Origin of the sequence: Micromonospora sp. NPDC093243 (assembly GCF_044753725.1) — a bacterium.
Lineage (GTDB): Bacteria > Actinomycetota > Actinomycetes > Mycobacteriales > Micromonosporaceae > Micromonospora.
The window spans coordinates 250,502-272,874 of the sequence record NZ_JBIVNT010000009.1; the positions used below are offsets into that span (position 1 = coordinate 250,502).

The 22,373-nt window shown below is 72.6% G+C and carries 19 protein-coding genes and 1 other RNA gene; 17 read left to right on the forward strand and 3 right to left on the reverse strand.

Annotated features, from left to right (window positions below):
- The first annotated feature begins 407 nt into the window (after positions 1–407).
- The 5 genes from ACIP9D_RS28165 to ACIP9D_RS28185 are packed head-to-tail and all read left to right on the forward strand — an operon-like array spanning position 408 to position 6,668.
- Entirely contained in the window at positions 408–2,492 is a 2,085-nt protein-coding gene (locus ACIP9D_RS28165) for a DUF1800 domain-containing protein (protein WP_350874168.1), read from the forward strand.
- An 8-nt stretch (positions 2,493–2,500) separates the two neighbouring features.
- Positions 2,501–3,883 (forward strand): DUF1501 domain-containing protein, encoded by a 1,383-nt coding sequence (locus ACIP9D_RS28170; protein ID WP_350874169.1) that lies wholly within the window; start codon positions 2,501–2,503, stop codon positions 3,881–3,883.
- A complete protein-coding gene (locus ACIP9D_RS28175; RefSeq protein ID WP_350874170.1) occupies positions 3,880–5,298 on the forward strand; it encodes a ferredoxin reductase family protein in 1,419 nt (472 codons plus the stop codon). The genes ACIP9D_RS28170 and ACIP9D_RS28175 overlap by 4 nt, the downstream gene beginning before the upstream one ends.
- Positions 5,299–5,311: 13 nt before the next feature.
- Positions 5,312–5,896 (forward strand): FMN-binding protein, encoded by a 585-nt coding sequence (locus ACIP9D_RS28180; RefSeq protein WP_350874171.1) that lies wholly within the window; start codon positions 5,312–5,314, stop codon positions 5,894–5,896.
- Between the two features lie 49 nt (positions 5,897–5,945).
- On the forward strand, positions 5,946–6,668 hold the full coding sequence (locus ACIP9D_RS28185; RefSeq protein ID WP_350874225.1) for an FAD:protein FMN transferase: 723 nt from the start codon (positions 5,946–5,948) through the stop codon (positions 6,666–6,668).
- A gap of 270 nt (positions 6,669–6,938) precedes the next feature.
- Here ACIP9D_RS28185 and ACIP9D_RS28190 read toward each other — a convergent pair whose 3' ends face one another.
- The gene (locus tag ACIP9D_RS28190; protein ID WP_350874226.1) at positions 6,939–7,610 is read right to left on the reverse strand and encodes a bifunctional DNA primase/polymerase; all 672 of its coding nucleotides are present in this window, start codon (positions 7,608–7,610) and stop codon (positions 6,939–6,941) included.
- A 249-nt stretch (positions 7,611–7,859) separates the two neighbouring features.
- Here ACIP9D_RS28190 and ACIP9D_RS28195 point away from each other — a divergent pair, with 249 nt between their 5' ends.
- The 9 genes from ACIP9D_RS28195 to mctP all read left to right on the forward strand — a co-directional run bounded on the left by ACIP9D_RS28195 (position 7,860) and on the right by mctP (position 17,583).
- Positions 7,860–9,089 carry a helix-turn-helix domain-containing protein gene (locus ACIP9D_RS28195; protein ID WP_350874172.1) on the forward strand — a complete coding sequence of 410 codons (1,230 nt, stop codon included), beginning with the start codon at positions 7,860–7,862 and terminating at the stop codon, positions 9,087–9,089.
- A gap of 16 nt (positions 9,090–9,105) precedes the next feature.
- Entirely contained in the window at positions 9,106–9,678 is a 573-nt protein-coding gene (locus ACIP9D_RS28200; protein ID WP_350874173.1) for a flavoprotein, read from the forward strand.
- Between the two features lie 145 nt (positions 9,679–9,823).
- A complete protein-coding gene (locus ACIP9D_RS28205) occupies positions 9,824–10,654 on the forward strand; it encodes a Nif3-like dinuclear metal center hexameric protein (protein WP_350874227.1) in 831 nt (276 codons plus the stop codon).
- Positions 10,651–11,388, forward strand: coding sequence for a C4-type zinc ribbon domain-containing protein (locus ACIP9D_RS28210; RefSeq protein WP_350874174.1), 738 nt, complete (start codon positions 10,651–10,653; stop codon positions 11,386–11,388). Before ACIP9D_RS28205 ends, ACIP9D_RS28210 begins: the two co-directional genes overlap by 4 nt.
- Positions 11,389–11,394: 6 nt before the next feature.
- On the forward strand, positions 11,395–12,618 hold the full coding sequence (locus ACIP9D_RS28215; RefSeq protein WP_350874175.1) for a bifunctional RNase H/acid phosphatase: 1,224 nt from the start codon (positions 11,395–11,397) through the stop codon (positions 12,616–12,618).
- An 88-nt stretch (positions 12,619–12,706) separates the two neighbouring features.
- A complete protein-coding gene (locus tag ACIP9D_RS28220) occupies positions 12,707–12,787 on the forward strand; it encodes a putative leader peptide (protein ID WP_350874228.1) in 81 nt (26 codons plus the stop codon).
- A 115-nt stretch (positions 12,788–12,902) separates the two neighbouring features.
- Positions 12,903–15,356: a M14 family zinc carboxypeptidase gene (locus tag ACIP9D_RS28225; RefSeq protein WP_350874176.1), complete on the forward strand. Its 2,454-nt coding sequence runs from the start codon at positions 12,903–12,905 to the stop codon at positions 15,354–15,356.
- 335 nt (positions 15,357–15,691) lie between these two features.
- A complete protein-coding gene (locus ACIP9D_RS28230) occupies positions 15,692–15,934 on the forward strand; it encodes a DUF3311 domain-containing protein (protein ID WP_281572902.1) in 243 nt (80 codons plus the stop codon).
- Complete coding sequence (gene mctP / locus ACIP9D_RS28235) at positions 15,934–17,583, forward strand: monocarboxylate uptake permease MctP (RefSeq protein ID WP_350874177.1); 1,650 nt, start codon at positions 15,934–15,936, stop codon at positions 17,581–17,583. Before ACIP9D_RS28230 ends, mctP begins: the two co-directional genes overlap by 1 nt.
- A gap of 117 nt (positions 17,584–17,700) precedes the next feature.
- Here mctP and ACIP9D_RS28240 read toward each other — a convergent pair whose 3' ends face one another.
- A complete protein-coding gene (locus ACIP9D_RS28240; RefSeq protein WP_350874178.1) occupies positions 17,701–18,183 on the reverse strand; it encodes a MarR family transcriptional regulator in 483 nt (160 codons plus the stop codon).
- 53 nt (positions 18,184–18,236) lie between these two features.
- Here ACIP9D_RS28240 and ACIP9D_RS28245 point away from each other — a divergent pair, with 53 nt between their 5' ends.
- Positions 18,237–19,469, forward strand: a complete 1,233-nt coding sequence (locus ACIP9D_RS28245; protein ID WP_350874179.1) for an MFS transporter — start codon at positions 18,237–18,239, stop codon at positions 19,467–19,469.
- A gap of 130 nt (positions 19,470–19,599) precedes the next feature.
- On the opposite strand, the gene ACIP9D_RS28250 is transcribed toward ACIP9D_RS28245, so the two are convergent.
- A complete protein-coding gene (locus tag ACIP9D_RS28250) occupies positions 19,600–20,361 on the reverse strand; it encodes a sulfite exporter TauE/SafE family protein (RefSeq protein WP_350874180.1) in 762 nt (253 codons plus the stop codon).
- Positions 20,362–20,497: 136 nt separating this feature from the next.
- Between ACIP9D_RS28250 and rnpB the strand changes: the two genes are divergently transcribed.
- An RNA gene (rnpB, locus tag ACIP9D_RS28255) (RNase P RNA component class A) lies at positions 20,498–20,912 on the forward strand.
- A 224-nt stretch (positions 20,913–21,136) separates the two neighbouring features.
- Complete coding sequence (locus ACIP9D_RS28260) at positions 21,137–22,369, forward strand: epoxide hydrolase family protein (RefSeq protein ID WP_350874181.1); 1,233 nt, start codon at positions 21,137–21,139, stop codon at positions 22,367–22,369.
- Positions 22,370–22,373 lie beyond the last annotated feature (4 nt).

Sequence of the window (22,373 nt, forward strand, 5' to 3'; positions counted from 1 at the left end):
GCGGCTCACGCCGCCCGCCGCTGGTCCTTTTCCCCGCCGGGCCCGCGCCACGTGCCCGCCGAGCGCTGCTCTGACGCCTCAGCGCCGGCTTATCCGATCCTTAAGTTTCGCTGTGGCGGTGAACGGTGCAGGAAGCGTCCAGCGCGGCGAAACTGTCACATCGACGTCGTCGCGGTACACGTACCCCCTGCTGGGGGCGTTCGCGCCAGCGTGGTCGTCCGGGCCCCACCCGGACCCCGCGATGAGGGCTGTCTTAAGTGCCCTCACGAGGGCATTCCGCTCGCCTTGTCGGGGCCAGACCCCTTGGTTACCTTCCCGTAGCAACCCCCTCAGGCATCAGTCGCCGCCGCTGCCATCCCTGCCCGATCGCAGTCGTGCCGGCGCTCAGCAGAAATCGGGATTGGTACATGGCCGACCAGAATGTGCCACCACGTCGACCGCGGGACGACCGCGGCTGGGACGCACAGCAGCACCCCTCCTCCGGCGGGTACCAGGACCTGACCGCCTCCGCTCCGTACGGGTACGACACGCCGCACCCGCACCAGGGCGGCTACCCGGCGCAGGCCGACCCGCGCACCTCGTACCACTTCGCCGGCCAGCCGGACCCGGCGCCGCGCGGACCACAGTGGGTGGGCCCAGAGGGCCTCGGCCGCCCGGCCCCGGCCCGCACCGCCGGCGCCGGACTGCCCAACCTGGACGACGGGGACGAGCCCGGCCGTGGCGTCGGCCGTCGGAAGGCCCTCGTCGCGCTCGGTGGCACCGCCGCGGTGGTTGCCGGCGGCGCCGCGCTGGCGATGACCCCGCAGGTGCGTGGCCTCTTCGGCGGCGACGCCGCGGCCGGTGACGCCACCGGCACCACGGTCACCGACGGCACCGCGGCCCGCCCGAGCGGGCAGCAGCCGAGCACGGTGCGCACCTACACCGAGCAGAACGAGAGCTACATGGGCTCCCGGGCCGGCGAGGCGCTGAAGAAGAACGCGCCGGCGGGTGGCCGTACCTTCTCCGGGCCGGCCGCCGCGGCCGCCGAGACCAAGGTGACCGTGAAGACGGTGCTCGCCAAGGACCCGGTGCTGCACCTGGCCCGCCGGGCCACCTTCGGCCCGACCCCCCAGCTGCTCGCCGACATCAAGCGGCAGGGCATCGACGGCTGGATCCGGGCGCAGTTCGAGCCGGACAAGATCGAGCCGAGCCGCGCCGAGCTGAAGCTCGCCGACCTGCCCACCCAGAAGCTCTCCGTGCAGCAGCTGCGCGACCAGCGCGACCAGCTCAACGAGCGGGGCGCGCAGCCGGAGCGGGAGATGGTGGACGCCACGGTCGCCCGGCAGATCTGGTCCAAGCGCCAGCTCTTCGAGGTGATGGTCGACTTCTGGAACGACTTCCTGCACGTGGCCGCGGAGTTCGACGGCGGCGAGGTCTACCGCAGTTCGTTCGACCGGGACGTCGTCCGGGCCCACGCGCTGGGCAGCTACCCGGAGATGCTGGTCGCCGCGAACAAGCACCCGGCGCTGCTGCTCTACCTGAACCAGAACGACTCCCGCGCCGACGCGGTCAATGAGAACCTGGCCCGGGAGAACCTGGAGCTCTACTCGGTCGGCGTCGACGGCGGCTACACCGAGAAGGACGTCCGGCAGGCGGCCCTGCTGCAGACCGGCCGGGGCGTCGAGGACGGAAAGTACATCTTCCGGGCCGACCGGCACTACGTCGGCAAGGTGAAGATCCTCGGGTTCACCCACGCCAACAACTCGAAGGACGCCAAGAAGGCCGACGCTGCGGTCGACGCCTACATCGCCTACATCGCGCTGCACCCGTCGACCGCCAAGTACGTGGCGCAGAGCCTGGCGACCCGATTCGTCTCGGACACTCCGCCGAAGTCCCTGGTGGACCGGCTGGCCAAGACGTACACGGCGAACAAGGGCATGATCAAGCCGGTGCTGATGACGCTCTTCAGCTCCTCGGAGTTCTGGGCCGCCGTCGGGCAGAAGGTCCGCCGGCCGATGGAGTACCTGGTCGCCACGTACCGCGCCCTCGGCGTCTCGCCGGAGGCGTCGCCGAAGCACGACAACGGCGACAACAAGCGGACCCCGTTCGCGCGGGGCCTGCGGCAGGTCTCCGACAAGATGCGGGAGCTGGGGCAGTTCCCGATGGGCCAGCCCACCCCGGACGGCTACCCGGACGTCTACATCGCGTGGACCTCGGCCGGCACGATGGTCAACGGCTGGAACGAGGCCGGCGAGCTCATCGCCGGCTATCGCACCCAGTTCACGTACGTCAAGCCGGAGAAGCTGGTCGCGAAGCCGCCGGCCACCGCCGGGGCGTACGTGGACGCGCTCGCCCTGCGCCTGGTCGGCCAGAAGCTCACCGCCCGGGAGAAGAACCTGATCCTCGGCGTGGCCGACGTGTCGGCGACCGCCAAGGTCGACGCCACGTTCAACGGGGCCATCACCGCCGTCGCGCGGGCGATCCTCGCGTCCCCTCAGCACCACCTCCGGTGAGGCACCCGATGGAGAAGACTGTGTACAACACCTACCCCCTGCACCCCGAATGCCCTGACCTGCGGCGGCTGGCCGACAACCCGGCCGAGGCGCTGCTGCGGGCGGAGGCCGACGTCGTGGCCGCCGAGAACGCCGCCGAGCGGGACCGCTACCGCCGGCTGGAGGACCTGGAGGAGGCCCAGCAGGACGGTCGCGGCGTCACCCGGCGGACCTTCGTCGCCGGCGCCGCCGCCACCGCCACCGCGCTGGCCACCGCCCAGTTCGTCACCACCTCGGCCTCGTTCGCGGCCACCAAGACCGGCACCCTGATCCACGTCTTCCTCTACGGCGGGCTGGACGGGCTGAGCCTGGTCGCGCCGGACAACGACCCGGTGCTCGCCAAGGCCCGCCCCGACCTGCTGCTCGGCGACGACTCGCTGGCCCTGGGCCGCGGCTTCAAGCTGACCAGCGCGTTCAAGCCGCTGGAGCAGTGGCTCAAGGCCGGCCAGTTGGGCTTCATCCCGGCGGTCTCCGACGAGCGGCTGTCCCGCAGCCACTTCCAGGCGGCGGACGCCTGCAACCTGGGCGGGCTGCCGAACGAGACCGGCGGCCGGGGCTGGCTCGACGGCCTGGTCGACAACCTCGGCAAGGGCACCGCGTTCCGCAGCGTCGGTGTCGGCAGCACGCTTCCCCGCTCGCTGGTCGGCAACAACGGCGCGCTGTCGCTGAACAGCGTCGGCTCGCTGCGGCTCAACGGCGACGACCGGTTCCGGGCCGCCACCGAGAAGGCCATCAGAGGGCTCTTCACCGGGATCAACCACCCGGTCGAGGAGGCCGTGCAGGACGGCCTCGGCGCGCTGGCCACCGCGCAGAAGCTCGCCGCCAAGCCGTACCAGCCGGCCGAGGGCGTCAAGTACGAGGGCGTCGGCAACGCGTTCCAGCAGCTCGCCCAGCTGATCAAGGGCGGCGCCAACGTCCGGGTCGCCACGGTCGGCATGGGTGGCTACGACACCCACGAGAACCAGGGCACCCGCTCCGGCGGCCAGCTGCACCGCCGGCTCAACGAGCTGGCCAGCGCGATGGCCGCGTTCTTCACCGACCTCGGCCCGAAGGCCGCCGACGTGACGATCATGGTGTCCAGCGAGTTCGGCCGGCGGGTCGGCTCCAACAGCGGCGGCACCGACCACGGCCACGGCGGCGTGATCACCCTGCTCTCCGGCAAGAAGCTCGCCGGCTCGCTGCTCGGCACCTGGAACGGTCTGGACAAGCTGGACTCCGGTGACGTGCCCGAGTACAACAACATGTTCAACGTCTACGGCGCGGTCGCGCAGGGCCGGTTCGGGCTCACCAACGCCGAGGTGGACAAGGTCTTCCCCCGGCAGAAGTACGCCCCGATGAAGCTGTACGCGTGACCTACCAGCACACCCACGCCGCCGGCCGCCGCACCGGGACCTCGTCCCGGCCCGGCGGCCGGTCGGCTGCGCCCGTACCGCCGCAGGTGCCGGCGCGACGCGGCCCCGGCGGCCGACGGCTGCTCGCCGCCCTGCTCGTGGTCGGCCTGCTCGCCAGCGTGCTGCCCTGGTGGCTGGACACTCCCGCCGGTTCGCTGCGCTCCACCGCGGCGACGCTCACCGCGGCCGGCCGGATCAGCGGCCTGGTCGCCGGCTACCTGCTGCTGGTGCAGGTGCTGATGATGAGCCGGCTGCCGGTGCTCGAACGGTGGATCGGCGGCGAGCAGCTCGCCCGCTGGCACCGCGACGTCGGCGCCACCCTGCTGGTCGCGGTGCTCGCGCACCTGTCGCTGATCCTGCTCGGCTACGCCGGCCTGCGGGACCACTCGGTGCTCACCGAGGCCGGCGTGCTGCTGCGCGACTACGAGGACATGCTCGGGGCGTTCCTGGCCACCGGCATCATGGTGCTGGTCGGTTTCACCAGCGTCCGGGCGATCCGCACCGCGCTGCCCTACGAGCTCTGGCACGTGCTGCACCTCTCCAGCTACCTGGTGCTGCTGCTCGGCTTCGGCCACCAGTTCAGCAACGGCGCGCAGCTGTTCCAGCCCGGCCCGGTCCGCACCGGGTGGATCGCGATGTACGTGCTGGTGGTCGCCGCGCTCGGCTGGGGCCGGGTCGTGGTGCCGCTGCGGTTCAACCTGCGGCACCGGCTCCGGGTCGCCGACGTGGTGGCGGAGAGCCCGGACACCATCTCGATCTACCTCACCGGCGCGCGTTTGGACCGGTTGGCGCTGCTCGGCGGGCAGTTCTTCCGCTGGCGGTTCCTCACCCCGGGCTGCTGGTGGCAGTCGCACCCGTTCTCCGTCTCCGCCGCGGCCAACGGCCGGTGGCTCCGGCTGACCGTCAAGGTGGTCGGCGCGCACACCGCCGACCTGCGCGACCTCGACCCGGGCACCCGGGTCTGGGCGGAGGGGCCGTCGGGCACCTTCACCGCCGCGCACCGCACCCGGGAGCGGGCTCTGCTGATCGCCGGTGGCAGCGGGATCACCCCGATCCGGGCCATGCTGGAGGAGCTGCCGCCCGGCGCGGCGCTCATCTACCGCGCCCGCACCCCGGCCGACGTGCTGCTCGGCCGGGAACTGGACTGGCTCGCCCAGGCCCGGAACACCGACATCTGGTACGTCATCGGCTCCCGCGACGACCCCGGCCCCCGCCAGGTGATGAGCCCCGACGGGCTGCGCCAGCTGGTTCCGGACCTGACCGCGCGGGACGTCTACCTCTGCGGGCCGCCCGGGCTGGTCGAGCAGTCGGTGCGCGCGCTGCGCCGGGCCGGCGTGCCCCGCCGGCAGATCCACCTGGCCACCTTCGAGCTGTAGAAGGACGATCACCATGCGCCGCGCGTTCCTCGCGATCACCGGCCTGGCGGCCAGCACCACCGCGCTGGTGGTGCTGAAGGGCTCGCCTGGCACCAGCCAGGTCGCCCAGGAGGTGCCGGCCGGCCAGCCGGTCAGCCCTACGCCGGCCGGGTCGGCCCCACCCGCGGCGGAGAGCCCGGCGCCGGGCGCCACGCCGACCGGCGTCGCCGGGTCGCCCCGGCCCAGCCGCAGCGCCACCAAGGCGCCGGCCAGCCGCCCCACCACCAAGGCGCCGGCCGCGCCCCGGACCACGACCAGCAAGCCGCCGCAGCCGACCACCCGCCGGGTGACCGGGCCGATCGTGGAGAACGAGTACGGCAACGTCCAGGTGCAGATCGTCCTCTCCGGCAACCGGATCGTCGAGGCGCTCACTCTGGAGCTGCCGAGCGGGCCGGGCGAGACCGAGCGGCACAGCGACGACGTGCGGCGGGCGTACAACGGCACGTCGGGGCAGGTGGTGCGCAACCAGAGCGCCGACCTGGACACCGTCTCGGGGGCCACCGAGACCAGCGCCTCGTACGAGCAGTCGCTGCGGGCCGCCATCGAGCAGGCCCGCTGAGATGACTGCGCCGCTGACCCGGCCCGGTTTGCGCCGGGTCGAGCAGATCATGGGTACGGCGATCAGCCTGGACCTCGCCGACGACCTGCCCGGCGCCACCCTGCACGAGCTGGCCGACGAGGTCTTCGACTGGCTGCGCGAGGTGGACGCCCGGTTCAGCACCTACCGCGAGGAGAGCGAGGTGCGCCGCTTCGACCGCGGTGAGCTGCTGCTCTCCGAGGCGTCGGCGGACCTGCGGTCGGTGCTGGCGGCCTGCGCCGAGCTGTGGGGGGCCACCGACGGCTTCTTCGACGCGTACGCCACCGGCGGACTCGACCCGTCCGGCTACGTGAAGGGGTGGGCCGCCCAGGTGGCCTCGGACCGGCTGCTCGCGGCCGGCGCGGTCAACCACTGCGTGAACGCCGGCGGGGACGTCCGGCTGCGCGGGCAATCGGCGGCGGGGCGACCGTGGCGGGTCGGCGTCCGGCATCCGTGGGACGCGGGGGCGACCTGCCTGGTGCTCACCGGCACCGACCTCGCGGTGGCCACCTCGGGCGTCTACGAGCGCGGCCACCACGTGCTGGACCCGCGACGGGGCGCCCCGGCGAGCGGCCTGCGCTCGGTCACCGTGGTCGGCCCGGACCTGGCGGTGGCCGACGCGTACGCCACCGCCGCGTTGGCGATGGGGGTGGCCGGCATCGGCTGGCTGGACAAGCTCCCGGGCCACACCCACGCGATCGTCACCGAGGACGCCCGGCTGCTCCGCTCCAGCAGCCTTCCGCTCGCCCCCTGACGTCCCGCGCGATCTGCGGGGTCAGCGGATGGGGCGGTGGGTGCCGGCGGGGCGGGTACCGGTCGGTCGGGGTCGGCCGGGTCGCGAGCCGGCGGGTCGGGTGCCGGCCCAGCGGTGCCGCGGGCGGCTGCGGTACGGAGGCTCGCTGCCGCCGGTCTGCGATGCGGTGTCGTCGCTGGACATCATTCCCCCCGCTCCTGGCGCGTTCGCGCCGTCGCCGTGCTCAACGAGGGGAGGCGCCCCGGCGACGCTGCCGCCCCCGCGACCCGCTCAGACGCCGCGGCGGGGCAGCGGCAGGTGGCCGGGGAACAGGTCGGAGGTGAGCGTGACCCCGGTGGCCCGCAGGGCCTCGATCAGCGTGTTCTGCACCAGGTACGAGTCGGGCAGCTGCCAGCGGGCCTGCTCCGGCGCGACGGCCCAGCGGACGGTGCCCTCGGGCAGCCGGGTGGGCGGGGCCGGTATCCACGAGCCGGGCCCGTGCCGGACCACGTGGAAGCAGTGCTCCAGCTCGGGCCGGAGCGGATCGCCCGGGCGGACCAGGAACATCCACCGCCCGGTCGGGGTCACCAGCACCGGACCGCGTACGCCGGTGCCGGCCGGGTGGGTCTGCACCGCGTCCAGCACCCGTCGGCCGAGGTGGGCGGGGACCTCCAGCACGTCGAACGCCCGCCCGGTGGGCAACAGCACCCCGTGTGGCCGGTCGCGCCACCAGGTCGCCACCCGGGCCGGGTCGGCGCTGGCGGCGTGCTCCCAGTTCTCCAGGGCGGGATGGCAGCCGACCGTCGGGCAGCCGGCGCGCCCGCAGACGAAGCGGCTGCGGGCCAGACACGCGCCCGGGGTCACCTCCCAGCCGTGTGCGGCGTACCGCACCGCGACCCGGCGCAGCCGGACCCGTTCCAGTGGCGACAACTCCGCGACCCGTGGGCCGACATTCCCCCACATCTGTGCCATCTCCCCTCGTCGGGCCCCGCGGGCACCACGTCCTACGTCGAGCACCGTCACTGCCGTAACCCGCGATCGTTGAGTTGACGAACGGCTCATGCAACTTGCACGAAAAGTACGAGGACTGGCTGTACGGCTGACGCACTGGCTGTGCGACCAGCGAAAACCTGAGACGACGCACCGCGCGCCGCGACCGCGAGGGGTGTCCGGCCATCGGCCGGTATCTCAGTCAGGGGGAGGGACCAGGAGATGGACGAGCTACCCATAGGCCGTCGGGTCGCCTACTGGCGGGGCCGGCGCAAGATGTCGCAGCAGGTCTTCGCGGACCGGTTGGGCAAGTCGAAGAGCTGGGTGGACAAGGTCGAGCGCGGGGTGCGCCGGCTGGACAAGTTCTCCGTCCTCTACGAGATCGCCGACATCCTCCAGGTCGACGTGCAGCTGCTGCTGGGCAAGGACCCGGAGCGGCGCACCGACGCGCTGAACTGCATCGACCAGGTCGAGGTCGAGGAGATCCGGGCGGCCCTGGAGCGGTACGACTCGATGAGCGCGTACTTCGACGCCGCGCCCTACCCGCCGCCGCTGGCCGACATGCGCAAAGCCGTCAACCACGCCTGGCTCACCTACCAGTACGGCCGCTACGGGATGCTCACCCGGGCCCTGCCAAAGCTGCTGCGCGACGCCCAGGCGGCCGACGCCGGCCTCGGCGGCGACGACGGCCGCGAGGCCGCCCACCTGCTCGGGCAGGTGTACCAGATCGCCTCCTCGGTGCTACGGAAGCTGGGTGAGTGTGAGCTGGCCTGGCTGGCCGCCGACCGGTCGATGGCGGTCGCCCAGCGGGCCGACGACCCGCTGCTCGCCGGCATCGCCACCACCCGGGTCTGCAACGCCCTCGTCGCCATGGGCCGGGCCCGCCCCGCGCTGGAGCTCAACGTCACCATCGCCAACCGGCTCGCCCCCGGCGGCGGCAACGACGCCTCCCCGGCCCGGCTCTCCGTCTACGGCATGCTGCTGCTCCAGGGCGCCATGGCCGCCTCCCGGATCGGCGACACGGCCACCGTCGACGACCTGATCAGTGGCGCCCAGGAGGCGGCCACCCTGCTGGGCAGCGACCAGAACCACTACTGGACCTCGTTCGGGCCGACCAACCTCGAGCTGCACCGGGCCGCTGCGGCCGTCGAGCTGGGCGACGGTGGTCGGGCGGTGGAGGTGCACCAGCTGCGGATCCAGGAGCCGGCGTTCAACGCGCTGCTGCCCGAGCGGCGTGCGCACCACCTGCTCGACATCGCTCGCGGCTACGCCCAGGTGGGCGACGTGGCCAACGCGGGCGAGATGCTGCTGCGCGGCGACCGGCTCGCCCCGTCCGAGATCCGCTGCCGGCCGATCGCGCACGAGGTGATGTCCGACATCCTCCGTCGCACACGTGGTGCGCCGCCTTCTCCGATTGCGGAGTTGGCTGAGCACATGGGAGTAGGGGTATGAGCGCGGAGCCGGCCTGATGTCCGGCCCGCAGTCCAGCAACGGGCGCCGCGAGGTGCTCTACGTCATCGCCTGCGGTTCGCCGCTGGCCCGTCACGTCGGTCGTCTCGTCGACCTGGCCCAGCAGGACAACTGGGACGTGTGCGTGATCACCACACCGGACGGCGCGAAGTTCGTCGACCAGCCCGCGCTGGCCCGGCAGACCGGTCACCCGGTCCGGACGCACTACAAGCAACCCAACGACCCGGACCTGCTGCCGCCGGCGGACGCGATGATCGTCTGCCCGGCCACGGTCAACACGGTCAACAAGTGGGCGGCCGGAATCACCGACACCCTCGCCCTCGGGCTGCTGGTGGAGGGGCAGGGCCTGGGCCTGCCGATCGTGGCGGTCCCGTTCACCAACGCCGCCATGGCGGCCCACCCCGCCTTCCGGGCCGGCCTCGCCCGACTGGACGAGTGGGGGATCACGGTGCTCTTCGGCGAGCACGTCTTCCCGCTGCACGCGCCCGGCACCGGGGAGCGGCGGATGCACGCCTTCCCCTGGGACGTCGGTCTCACCGCGCTGCGGGCCCGTCTCTGCCCGCTGGTCTGAGCCGGCGCTCCGGCCCTCGCCCCACCCGGGCGGGGGCCGTCGAGGCCGATCGGCCCGCTCCGGCGGGGGAGGCCGCCCGGCACCGCCCGCGCCGGTAAGCTGGCCCGCCGTGAGCACAACCGGATCCGGGCCGACGGTGACCGACGTGGTGGCCGAGCTGGAACGGCGCTACCCGCCGGTCTGGGCCGAGGAGTGGGACCGGGTCGGTCTGGTGCTCGGTGAGCCGTCCGCCCCGGTACGCCGGATTCTCTGCGTGGTGGACGTGGTGCCGGAGACGGTGGCCGAGGCGCTCGCCGCCGGGGCCGACATGATCGTCGCCCACCATCCGCTGCTGCTGCGCGGGGTCTCCTCGGTCGCGCCGACCACGTACAAGGGTCGGATCGTGCACCAGCTGATCCGCGCCGGCGTGGCGCTCTACGTCGCGCACACCAACGCCGACACGGCCGCCCCGGGCGTCTCCGACGCCCTCGCGGCCCGCTTCGGGCTGACCGGGCTGCGGCCGTTGCACCCGGCGGCGCCCGGCTCGCCCGCCCACGGGCCCGGCCGGGGGATCGGCCGGATCGGCGAGCTGCCCCGGCCGATGACCCTCGCCGAGCTGACCCGGCACGCCGCCGCCGTGCTTCCCGCGACGTCCTCGGGCGTTCGCGCTGCGGGCGACCCGGGGCGTATGGTGCGTACCCTTGCGGTCAGCGGCGGCTCGGGAGATGCCTTCCTCGCCGACGCGTCCGCCGCCGGGGTGGACGCGTACCTCACCGCCGACCTGCGGCACCACCCGGCTGGCGAGCACCTCGCCGCCGAAGGCCCCGCCCTGCTCGACGCCGCCCACTGGGCGACCGAACGACCCTGGCTGGACGACCTGGCCGCGCTCCTACGGGAGACGCCGGGCGTCGAGACCCTGGTGTCCGACCTGGACACCGACCCGTGGACCGTACACGCCTCCGCACCCGCTGTGGACGACAAGGAGCCCCGACCGTGAAGGCTGACCCCCAGGTCCAGCGCCGCCTGCTCGACCTCCAGGCGATCGACACCACCCTCGCCCAGCTCGCCCACCGCCGTCGGGCGCTGCCGGAGCGGGCCGAGCTGGAGGGCCTCGCCCGGGAGCTGTCCGGGCTGGAGGACGAGCGGGTGCGTGCCCAGGTGGCGGTCGACGACCTGGACCGGGACATCGCCCGGCTGGAGAAGGACGTCGACCAGGTCCGGGCCCGCAAGGAGAAGGACCAGGCCCGGCTCGCCGCCGGCACCGGCCCGGCCCGGGAGCTGGAGGCGTTGCAGCACGAGCTGGCGTCGCTGAACCGCCGCCAGAGCGACCTGGAAGACGCCGAGCTGGAACTGATGGAGCAGCGGGAGACCGCGCAGGGCGTGCTCGACGGCGTGGAGCAGCGGCTGGCCGAGACCCGGGAGAAGCGGGCGGCCACCGAGCAGCGCCGGGACGAGAGCCTGGCCGAGATCGGCAAGGAGGAGGAGTTCAAGCGCTCCGCCCGCCAGCCGCTCGCCGCCGACCTCCCGGCCGACCTGGTCACCCTCTACGACCGGATCCGCGAGGAGAGCGGGCTCGGCGCTGCGCTGCTCACCGCCGGCCGGTGCGGCGGCTGTCGGCTCGAGCTCTCCGGCGCCGACCTGGCCCGCATCCGCAAGGCGGCACCGGACGAGGTGGTCCGCTGCGAGGAGTGCCGGCGGATCATGGTCCGTACCAACGAGTCGGGGCTGTAACCGGCGATGGCGGCACGGGTGGTGCAGATCGAGGCGGACGGCGGCTCCCGGGGCAACCCCGGCCCGGCCGGCTACGGCGCCGTCGTCCGTGACCCGGAGACCGGCGAGGTGCTCGCCGAGCGGTCCGAGTCGATCGGGGTGGCCACCAACAACGTGGCCGAGTACCGGGGTCTGATCGCCGGGCTGGAGGCCGCTGCCGAGCTGGACGCCGCCGAGGTCGACGTTCGGATGGACTCCAAGCTGGTGGTCGAGCAGATGTGCGGCCGCTGGCAGATCAAGCACCCCGGGCTGCGCCCGCTCGCCGCGCAGGCGGCCGGGCTGGTCGCCCGCTTCGCCGCCGTCCGGTTCAGTTGGATCCCCCGGGAGCGCAACCGGCACGCCGACGCGCTGGCCAACGCCGCGATGGACGCCGCGGCCGCCGGCGCTTCCGCCCCGCCGGCGATCGAGAAGCCGCGGATCGTCGAGCCGCCCCGGGAGGTCGCCGCCCCCGACTCGGCGGCCCGGGCCCGGGCCCGCGAGGTCGCCGCCGGTGCCGCCACCGCGCGGGCCACCGGCAGCGACGCGACGGCGGCGCCCGCCTCGTGGGAGCCGCGGCCCAGCCTGACCGGGACCCGGCTGGTGCTGGTCCGGCACGGCGAGACCGAGTACACCGAGCAGGGCCGCTACTCCGGTCGCGGCGACATCGCGCTCTCCGCCCGGGGGCGGGCCCAGATCCGGGCCACCGCCGCCCGGGTCGCCGCGCTGGCGCCGGGCGCCGTGGCCGTGGTCAGCTCGCCGCTGACCCGCTGCGTGGCGACCGCCGAGGCGATCGCGGCCGCCCTCGGCGATCGGCCGGTCCGCCGGGACGACGACCTCATCGAGTGCGACTTCGGCGCCTGGGAGGGGCGGACCTTCGCCGAGGTACGGCAGGGGTGGCCGGGAGAGCTGGACGCCTGGCTCGCGTCGACGAGGATCGCGCCGCCGCAGGGGGAGTCGTTCACCCAGGTCGCCGAGCGGGCCAGTCGGGCCGTCGCCCGGCTCTGCGCGGCGTACCCCCGGGAGACCGTCGTGGTGGTCTCGCACGTCTCGCCGATCAAGCTGATGCTGCGCGACGCGCTCGCCGCCGGCGACTCCTTCCTGCACCGGCTCTACCTCGACGCCGCCGGCATCTCGGTGCTCGACATGTGGCCGGACGGCGGGGTGGCGGTGCGCTCGGTGAACGAGACCGGTCACCTCGACGGGATCGACTGACTCCCATCCACCGGGATGGCTCTCGCGCCACCATGGACGATGCGGGAAGCGGTTGACAGCCCCGCCGGCGACCTTGAAGATCAGTTTCGTGCGAAGCGTTCACCTGACGAAGCGGGGTCACATCGACCTCCTGCGCGTCGCCAGCGCCGCCTGTCGACGCTCCATCTGACGCCGGGTCTCTCCCTTCCTCGCACGCTGCTGGCGTAAAACCGATCCGCTGGTCTCCGGCCCCGCGGTGCGTCCGCCTGCGCGCACTCCTCCTTCCGACAGGAGATGTGTCCTTGTTGGTCCGTAGACTCCTTCCCCGGCTCGCCGCGACCACGGTGACCGCGGCGGTGCTCGGCACGGCGGCGTTCACCGCGCCGGCCGTCGCCTCGGCGCTGCCGGCGGTGCCGCCGCGCGCCCCCGACCTGTCCGACATCCGGGGCCTCCCGCAGCGCAACGTCCTGCCGGTCTGGCCCGACAACCCGGCCGACGCCTCGATCCCGATCGGCGTCACCCCCTACGACGACATCGCGCCGAAGCTCAACGCCCTGCAGGCCGGCAGCGACCGGGTCTCGGCCCGGGTGGCCGGCCGGTCCGCCGGCGGCCACGACCTGTACGCGGTGACGGTGACCGCGCCGGAGAGCCGCGCCGAGGCGCGCCAGCAGGAGCTCTGGAAGCGTCGCATCGAGGAGGAGCCGGCCCGCGCCCAGCGGGACGCGGCGCTGCTCGCCGGCTACAAGACGCCCCTCTTCGTCAACGCCAACATCCACGGCAACGAGTGGGAGGGCACCGACGCGGCGCTACGGGTGATCGAGGACCTGGCCACCGACACCAGCGCCGAGACGGCCGGACTGCTCAAGCGCAACCGGCTGGTCTTCAACATCACCTCGAACCCGGACGGCCGGGTGGCCGGCACCCGCGCCAACGCCGCCGGCTACGACCTGAACCGTGACCTCACCATCGTGTCGCAGCCGGAGACCAACCTGATCCGCGAGCTGATCATCGACACGAAGCCGATCATCACGCTCGACCTGCACGGCTACGTCAGCCCGACGCTGCTGCACCCCAGCACCCCGCCGCACAACGTCAACAACGAGTACGACCTCTACATCAAGCACGGGCTGCCGAACGCGCTGGCGATCGAGGCGGGCCTGCGCGACCTCGGGTACGCCGAGACCCAGCAGGCCCGCATCCCGTTCCGGGACGACGAGCCCGGGGTGTGGGACGACTTCCCGCCGATCTACGTGCCGTCCTTCGCCATGCTGCAGAGCAGCATCCCCTACACCATCGAGGCGCCGCTCAACCCGCGCGGCAGCACGCTCACCCCGGCCGAGCGGGTGCGCCGCTCGGGCATCAACACCGACGTGCACGAGGTGGCGATCCGGACGTCGCTGCGCTACATCCAGGAGCACCGGGCCGAGGTGCTGCACGACCAGGCCGAGGTCTACCGACGCGGTTGGGCCGGGGAACCGCTGCGCGACATCCCCGACGGTTACGTGCCCGGCTGGGGTCCGGAGGACGACTACCGCACCACCTTCCCGCGGGCGTACGTCATCCCGAGCGGCTCCGGCCAGCGGTCGGAGCCGGCAGCCGCCCGCCTCGTCGACCTGCTGATCGGCAGCGGCGGCCGGGTGTGGCGGGCGAAGAAGGCGTTCACCGCGGGCGGCCGAAGCTACCCGGCGGGCTCCTACGTGGTCGACCTGCACCAGCCCAAGCGCGGTCTGGTCAACTCGCTGCTGGAACCGGGCGCCGACATCACCGAGCGGGTCGACGACCTGTACGCCGGCCCGGCCGCCTGGAGCCAGGGGCTGACCTGGGGCGCCACCGTGGACACCCTGTGGGACCGGCTGCCGAAGGTGCCGTTGGAGCGCACCTACGACGGGCGGGCCGAGGGTGACCTCCCCGGCGGCAGGGGTGACCTGCGCCTCGACCTCCGGGACGCCGCCGACCTGTTGGCGGTGAACTCGCTGATCGGGCGGGGCGTCGCGGTCCACCGGCTCGCCGACGGATCGGTGGTCGTCCCCGGCACGCCGGCCAACCGCGTGCTGGCCCGCGCCGAGGTCCGCGCCCACGGGGTGCGGTTCGAGCGGGCGCCGGCCGGCTGGCGCGGTACCCGCCTCGGCGAGGTGGTGGTCGGCTACCTCGGCACGGTGGAGGAGCGGGACACCCTGGCCGACCTCGGCTTCGCGGCCCGCGCGCTGACCACCGACACGCTCAGCACGACCCTGACCGACGACGTCGACGTGCTGCTCGTCGCCAACTCGGTCAACCTGGCCAACCTGTCGCCGGAGAACCGGGCGGCCCTGGACGCCTTCCTCGCCCGCGGCGGTGGCGTGGTCGGTCTGGGTACGGCCGGAGCGGGCTTCAGCAACGCCGCCGGGCTGCTGACGGTGACCGCCACCGCCGGACCGAGCCTGGCCAGTGGCGTGGCCAACGTGGTCAACCGGGGCGGCCCGGTGAGTACGAGCGCGGCGCCGCACTCGTTCATCAGTCAGCCGGTCTGGTTCACCGATCTGGGCCAGGGCGTCACGGTCGAGCAGTCCTACGCGGCCGACCCGCTGCTCTCCGGCTGGTGGGTGACCGACGGTCCCGGCGGTCAGAGCGCGGCGGCCAACCAGGCCAGCATCGTCCGGGGGACCGCCGTCGGGGGCAACCCGGTGGTGCTGTTCGGCACCGACCCGACGTTCCGCCTGCACCCCAAGGGGCTCCAGTCGCAGCTCGGCCGCGCACTGCTCTGGGCCGCCCGGCGCTGACCGGACGGCGGTGAGCGGGTGGCGGGCCCGGGTGCGAACGGCACCCGGGCCCGTCACCGTTCGCGGCGGCCGTCCCCCGCGCGATCGGCGCCGGCCCCGCGGTCCGGCGTCACCGTGCGGCCTCGCCTCCCCCCGCTCGGTGCGGTCGTCGGCGGGCTGGAACAGGCGGCTGACCGGCGGGGCAGCGGCGCCGGCCAGCCGGCCGGGGCCGCCGTTCGGCGCAGCCCGCCGGCCGTTCGGCGCAGCGCCGTCCGCCGGCCGAGCGTGACGGCAGTCACAGGGTCGTAGCCTCCGGCCGTTACAACGCGAGTTACGACTTCCCGGAGGTGTGTCAGATGGCTGCACCCGAACCGGAGGCGCCACCCAAGGCGTCGTCCAGGGCGAAGGACCACAGCCCCTGGAACTGGTTGCTCTTCATCCCGATCGTGGTGCCGCTGGTCCCGGCGTTCTTCAACGCGGACTCGCCCCGCCTGTTCGGCTTTCCGCGGTTCTACTGGCTCCAGCTGGCCTTCATCATCCTCGGCGTGACCACCACGACCGTCGTGTACCAGCTGACGAAGAAGCGGGGTGACCGCTGATGTGGCGCGACCACCTCACCGAGATCATCGTCTTCTCGCTGCTCTTCCTGCTGGTCAGCGCGATGGGCTTCGTGGCCGCCCGGTGGCGTGCGCCGAAGGACATGGCGCACCTGGACGAGTGGGGTCTGGGCGGACGCAGCTTCGGCGGCTGGATCACCTGGTTCCTGGTCGGTGGTGACCTCTACACCGCGTACACCTTCGTGGCGGTGCCGGCGCTGATGTTCGGCGCGGGCGCGGCCGGCTTCTTCGCCGTGCCGTACACCATCGTGATCTACCCGCTGGTCTTCCTGGTGCTGGTCCGGCTCTGGTCGGTCTCGCACCGGCACGGCTTCGTCACCCCGGCCGACTTCGTCCGGAAGCGGTTCGACTCGCCGGTGCTGGCGCTGCTGATCGCGATCACCGGCATCGTCGCCACGATGCCCTACATCGCGCTGCAACTGGTCGGCATCGAGGCGGTGCTCAAGACCATGGGGGTGACCGGCGAGAGCACCCTCGCCCGGCACCTGCCGATCATCATCGCGTTCGCCATCCTGGCGGCGTACACCTACCAGTCCGGGCTGCGCGCGCCGGCGCTCATCGCGTTCGTCAAGGACTCACTGATCTACATCGTGATCCTGGTGGCGGTCTTCTACCTGCCGTACAAGCTGGGCGGCTGGGGCGACATCTTCGCCGCGGCGGACGCCAAGTTCGACGCGTCACCGAACCCGAACGACGGCGTCCTGCTCAACGCGAACAACCAGCTCCAGTACGTCACGTTGGCGTTCGGCTCGGCGCTGGCGCTCTTCCTCTACCCGCACAGCCTCACCGGTGTGCTGGCCAGCAAGAACCGCGACGTGATCAAGCGGAACATGTCCGCGCTGCCGGCGTACAGCCTGCTGCTCGGCCTGATCGCGCTGCTCGGCTTCATGGCCATCGCCGCCGGGGTGACGCCGCTGCCCGGGTCGAAGGAGGGCACGGTCGACAGCAACACGGTGGTGCCGGTCCTGTTCGACCAGCAGTTCCCGGACTGGTTCGCCGGTGTCGCCTACGCGGCCATCGGAATCGGGGCGCTGGTGCCCGCGGCGATCATGTCGATCGCGGCGGCGAACCTGTTCACCCGCAACATCTACAAGGAGTACCTGAAGCGGGACGCCAGCCCGGCGCAGGAGGCGAACGTCTCGAAGATCACCTCGCTGGTGGTCAAGGTCGGCGCGGTGGCCTGCATCGTCTTCCTCGACCCGCAGTTCTCCATCGACCTCCAGCTGATCGGCGGCGTGATCATCCTCCAGACGCTGCCGGCGGTGGCGCTGGGCCTCTACACCCGCTGGTTCCACCGTGGCGCGCTCATCGCGGGCTGGGCGGCCGGCATGGGCCTCGGCATGTGGATGCTCTACCAGATCTCCAGCCCGACCCGGCAGCACTTCGGCGGCTCGGCGTTCCCGCTGGAGAAGTTCGGCTTCGACACCCCGAAGACGATCTACGTCGGGATCGTGGCGGTGCTGGTCAACCTGGCGGTCGCGGCGCTGGTCACGCTGGTGCTGCGGGCCGGCAAGGTGGGCGACGGCGTCGACGGCACCGAGCCGGACGACTACTTCGCCGACGAGGGCGACCCGCGGGTCACGGTGGGCGACCGCCGCGACGCCGACGCCGCCCCAGAGCCGGTGGCCTGAGCGGAACGCACCGGCGGCCCCCGGGTTCATGGCCCGGGGGCCGTCGGCTGTCCGGGGGGCCGGACCGCGCCGGTCGGGCCGGCCGCGGTCACGGCGATCCGGGTGGTCGTCCGGCCGTCAGCGTTGGCGGGCGCGGGAACTCAGGGCCCGGTTGAGCCGGTGCAGCAGCGCGGCGAGGGTGTCCCGGTCCTGCGGCGCCCATTCGGCCAGCATGTCGCCGTAGAGCCGGGTGCGGGCGGCCTGCACGGCCGCCATCCGTTGCAGCCCGGTCGGGGTGGGCGAAACCACCATGCCCCGCCCGTCGCGCGGGTCGGGCTCCCGCATGATCAGGCCGTCGCGCTGCATCGCCGAGACCTGCCGGGTCACCGTCGAGCCGTCCAGATTCAGCCGCGCGGCGAGCGCCGAGACGTTCTGCGGGCCGGCGTCGGCGAGGTGGCGCAGGATCACGTACGCCGCGCGGTCGAGGACCCGGTGCTCGGCGGTGCCGGTGCCCCGCCGGGTGGCCTCGCCGAGTCGCATCAGCATGGCCACCTCGGTCTCGATCCGGCCCAGGGTGGCCTCCGCGGTCTCGTCGGCATCCGTGGAGGAGTCGTCGCTCATAGCTGTATGATACAAGGTATATACCTGTAACATACAGCTACTTGGGAGTCGGAGTGGATCGGCGTTCCGAACCGAACCGCAGTGCCATCTACGCCACCACGCTGGTGGCCTTCCTCGCCATCGCCGGCATCGCCGTCGTCGACCCGATCCTGCCCGCCATCGGCGAGGCGATCGGAGTGACCGCCTGGCAGGTCGAGCTGCTCTTCACCGCGTACATCGCGGTGATGGCGCTCGGCATGATCCCGGCGACCCTCGCCAGTGGCCGGTTCGGCTTCAAACCGGTGCTGATCACCGGGGTCTCCGTCGTCGGCCTGGCCGCCATCCTCGCCTCGTTCAGCGACAACATCGTTCAACTCTCGGTGCTGCGCGGCGTGTGGGGACTCGGCAACGCGATGTTCTTCGCCACCGCCATGGTGGTGCTGGTCAACCTGGCCGTCGACCGGGAGTGGGTGGTCGGGCTCTTCGAGACCGCGCTCGGCCTGGGCTTCGCGGTCGGCCCGCTGATCGGCGGTCTGCTCGGCCACGTGAGCTGGCGGCTGCCGTTCTTCGTCTGCGGTGTGTTCATGGTCCTCGCCCTCGCGGTGGCGTCCCGCAAGCTGCGCGAGCCGGCCAACCGGCAGGCGCCGGTCCGGGTGGGCCAGATCTTCGCCACCTACCGCAGGCCGGCCTTCGTCGCGCTCTGCGTGGTGACCGCGGCGTACAACTTCGTCTTCTTCGTGGTGCTCGGCTACACCCCGCTCTTCCTGCACCTCGACGTGGTGCCGTTGGGGTTGGCGTTCACCGCGTGGGGCCTCGGCCTGGCCGCCGGCATCCTGGTGATCGGGCACCGGCTCGCCCACCGGATCGGCGCGGTGCAGACCGTCGGCATCGCCATCGCCGGGCTGCTGGTCTGCATGGCGCTCTTCGCCACCTCGACCGGCACCGCCGAGGCGCTGGTCGTGCTCGTCCTCGCCGGGGTCTGCATGGGCCTCGCCAACGCGAACCTCACCGACCTGGCGCTCGGCCTCGGCTCCGCCGACCGGCGGGTGGCCACCGGCGCGTTCAACCTGGTCCGCTGGGGCGCCGCCGCGCCGGCGCCGATCATCTCCGGCAAGCTCGCCGAGCACTCGCTGGCGCTGCCGTTCTGGGTCGGCTTCGGGGTGCTCGCCGTCGGCGTACTGGTCTACCTCGCCTCCGCGCACCTGATGGCCGCCGGCTACGGCGAGCGGGTGCTCTGGTCGCGGTGGAACCGGGCCGCCGCGGAGGCCGAGCGCGCGCCGGAGGAGCCGGTCGGCGAGGCGTACTGAACTCACCGTCCCCCGCCCGTACCGCCCCGCCGCACCCCGCGACGGGGCGGTACGCGGTCCGGCCCGGGTGGGGCCGCCGTCCGGTCGGGGTCTCCGGCGACCGGGTCGCCGGGCCGTCGCCGGATTCGACTCAGCCGAGCGCGCGGGAGAGCAGGTAGAGGCCGATCACCGTGCCGAAGACCACGATCACGGTCTTGAGCACCACCGGAGGCAGCCGACGCACCAGCCGGGCCCCGACGTACCCGCCGAGCAGCGTCGCCGGGGCGACCACCCCGACGGCGGCCCAGTTCACCGGCCCGAAGAGAGCGAAGACCACCAGCGTGGTCAGCCCCACCGTCGCGGAGAGCAGGTTCTTGATCGCGCTGACCCGGGCCAGCGTGGCGTCCAGCACCAGGGCGAGGCCGGCGACCAGCATCACCCCGAGCGCCGCGCCGAAGTAGCCGCCGTACACCGCGCCGAGCCCGACCATGGCCTGCACGGTGACCGTACGGCGGCGCGGCGACAGGTCACGCGGGTGACCGACCAGCCGGCGCAGCGGATCCTGGAAGGCCAGCACCGCGGTCGCGCCGAGCACCAGGAACGGTACGACCACCTCGAAGGCGCGGGCCGGGGTGGCGAGCAGCAGCAGCGCTCCGGCGATGGTGCCAAGCACGGTGGTGGGCAGCAGGGTGGCCAGGGTGCGCCCGGGCGGCAGGTCCGCCCGGCTCCCCGCCACGCTGGCCACGTACCCGGGGAAGACGGCCACGGAGTTGCTGACGTTGGCCGGCACCGGCGGCAACCCGACCGCGATCATCGCCGGGAAGGTGATCAGCGACCCGCCGCCGGCCACCGCGTTCATCGTGCCCGCGGCGAGACCGGCGGCGAGCAGCAGCGCGGCGTGGGAGAGATCCATGATCTCCCGAGGCTAGTACCTGGCCGACCCGCCGGCTTCCCGGCGGTGGCGGTCGTCCGCCCACCCGTTGCGATCTTGTGCCGCGGGGTGGCAATAGCCGCGCGGCCGGCGTCGTTAGGATGAAGAGCGCGACGGACGAGTCGACCGGGCGGTCGCGTCGGCGGGCTCCGGCCCGCCGCCGAGGAACGTCCGGACTCCACAGGGCAGGGTGGTTGCTAACGGCAACCCGGGGTGACCCGCGGGACAGTGCCACAGAAAACAGACCGCCGCCCCCATCGGGGACGGTAAGGGTGAAACGGTGGGGTAAGAGCCCACCAGCACCCCGGGTGACCGGGGTGGCTCGGTAAACCCCACCCGGAGCAAGGCCAAGAAAGGGTCGTCACCGCAAGATGACGGCCCGCGCGGACGCTTGAGGACGGCCCGTCCGATGTCCGCGGGTAGGCCGCTGGAGCCTGTCGGCAACGGCAGGCCGAGATGGATGGCCGCCGCCGGCGCGAGCCCCTCGGGGCACGCGCCGCGCACAAAATCCGGCGTACAGGTCGACTCGTCCGTCGCCCACCAGGCCAGCCGCCCGTCCACCGGGTGGCTGGCCTTTCGCTATTCGTCCGTCTCCCGAGGCCGCGGGGAATATCGCCGCGATGACGGGGTAACGCGTGCCAGGCCACACATGGCGGCGGCGTGCCCATGTCGAACTGGCATGTGAGTCCGTGCCTTCAGCGACGCGCCTGCAGTAAATGGCACCTTCCAGCGAACCCGGACGGAGAGGAAGGCACGCATGGCTGTCAAGACCGAAGCGCGACCCAGCACGACAGAGATCCGGCCGTTCACGGTGGAAATCCCCGACGCGGAACTCAAGGCGCTGCGTGCGCGGATCGCGGCCACGCGCTGGCCGGAGAAGGAGACGGTCGCAGATCAGTCGCAGGGTGTGCCGCTCGCGACGAGCCAGGCACTCGCCCGCTACTGGGAGAAAGAGTACGACTGGCGCAAGGTCGAGGCGAGGCTGAATGCCCTACCGCAGTTCATGACCAAGATCGACGGCCTGGACATCCATTTCATCCACGTCCGCTCGAAGCATGAGGACGCGCTGCCGCTCATCGTCACGCACGGATGGCCCGGCTCGATCATCGAGCAGCTGAAGATTGTCGACCCGCTCACCAATCCCACGGCACATGGCGCGAGCGCATCGGACGCCTTCCATCTGGTGATTCCGTCGCTGCCGGGCTACGGCTTCTCGGGCAAGCCGACCGAGCCGGGCTGGGGCCCCGAGCGCATCGCGAGTGCGTGGACCGAGCTGATGAAGCGCCTGGGATACACGCGATTCGTGGCGCAAGGCGGCGACTGGGGCGCGATCGTCACGGATATGATGGGTGTGCAGGCGCCGCCGGAACTGATCGGCATCCACGTCAACATGCCTGGCGTCTTTCCACCCGACATCGATGCGCTGTTCCAGTCCGACGTCACCGGAGCGAACAACGCCCTCGGCAAACTGCCGGCCAATCTCTCGGCCGAGGAAAAGCGCGCGTCCGAGCAGCTGGACTTCGTGTGGAAGCACGTCGGCTACGGCCTCATGATGGCGACGCGCCCGCAGACACTGACCGGGCTCGCGGATTCGCCCATGGGTCTCGCAACCTTTCTGCTCGATCATGACGCAGCCAGCCTGGCGCTGATCTCCCGGGTCTTTGCCGGACAGTCCGAAGGCCTTACCCGAGACGATGTTCTCGACAACATCACGCTCTTCTGGCTGACGAACACGGGAGTTTCCGCGTCGCGCCTGTACGCGGAAAACAAGCTCTCCTTCTTCGCCGTCAAGGGCGTATCCCCAGCCCTCCCCGTTGCCGTCAGCGTCTTTCCTGACGAGCTCTACCAGGCCCCGAAGAGCTGGGCGGAGCAGGCGTATCCCAACCTCATCCACTACAACAAGCTCGACAAGGGCGGGCACTTCGCGGCCTGGGAACAGCCGCAACTCCTTTCCGAAGAGATTCGCGCCGGCTTCCGGTCGCTCCGCTAGATGA

What these genes read in the sequence shown, in the direction of transcription:
- ACIP9D_RS28165 (WP_350874168.1), top strand. Translation starts at nt 408, where the DNA reads ATGGCCGACCAGAATGTGCCACCACGTCGACCGCGGGACGACCGCGGC.
- ACIP9D_RS28170 (WP_350874169.1), top strand. Translation starts at nt 2,501, where the DNA reads ATGGAGAAGACTGTGTACAACACCTACCCCCTGCACCCCGAATGCCCT.
- ACIP9D_RS28180 (WP_350874171.1), top strand. Translation starts at nt 5,312, where the DNA reads ATGCGCCGCGCGTTCCTCGCGATCACCGGCCTGGCGGCCAGCACCACC.
- ACIP9D_RS28185 (WP_350874225.1), top strand. Translation starts at nt 5,946, where the DNA reads ATGGGTACGGCGATCAGCCTGGACCTCGCCGACGACCTGCCCGGCGCC.
- ACIP9D_RS28190 (WP_350874226.1), bottom strand. Translation starts at nt 7,610, where the DNA reads ATGTGGGGGAATGTCGGCCCACGGGTCGCGGAGTTGTCGCCACTGGAA.
- ACIP9D_RS28195 (WP_350874172.1), top strand. Translation starts at nt 7,860, where the DNA reads ATGGACGAGCTACCCATAGGCCGTCGGGTCGCCTACTGGCGGGGCCGG.
- ACIP9D_RS28200 (WP_350874173.1), top strand. Translation starts at nt 9,106, where the DNA reads ATGTCCGGCCCGCAGTCCAGCAACGGGCGCCGCGAGGTGCTCTACGTC.
- ACIP9D_RS28215 (WP_350874175.1), top strand. Translation starts at nt 11,395, where the DNA reads ATGGCGGCACGGGTGGTGCAGATCGAGGCGGACGGCGGCTCCCGGGGC.
- ACIP9D_RS28230 (WP_281572902.1), top strand. Translation starts at nt 15,692, where the DNA reads ATGGCTGCACCCGAACCGGAGGCGCCACCCAAGGCGTCGTCCAGGGCG.
- mctP (WP_350874177.1), top strand. Translation starts at nt 15,934, where the DNA reads ATGTGGCGCGACCACCTCACCGAGATCATCGTCTTCTCGCTGCTCTTC.
- ACIP9D_RS28240 (WP_350874178.1), bottom strand. Translation starts at nt 18,183, where the DNA reads ATGAGCGACGACTCCTCCACGGATGCCGACGAGACCGCGGAGGCCACC.
- ACIP9D_RS28250 (WP_350874180.1), bottom strand. Translation starts at nt 20,361, where the DNA reads ATGGATCTCTCCCACGCCGCGCTGCTGCTCGCCGCCGGTCTCGCCGCG.
- ACIP9D_RS28260 (WP_350874181.1), top strand. Translation starts at nt 21,137, where the DNA reads ATGGCTGTCAAGACCGAAGCGCGACCCAGCACGACAGAGATCCGGCCG.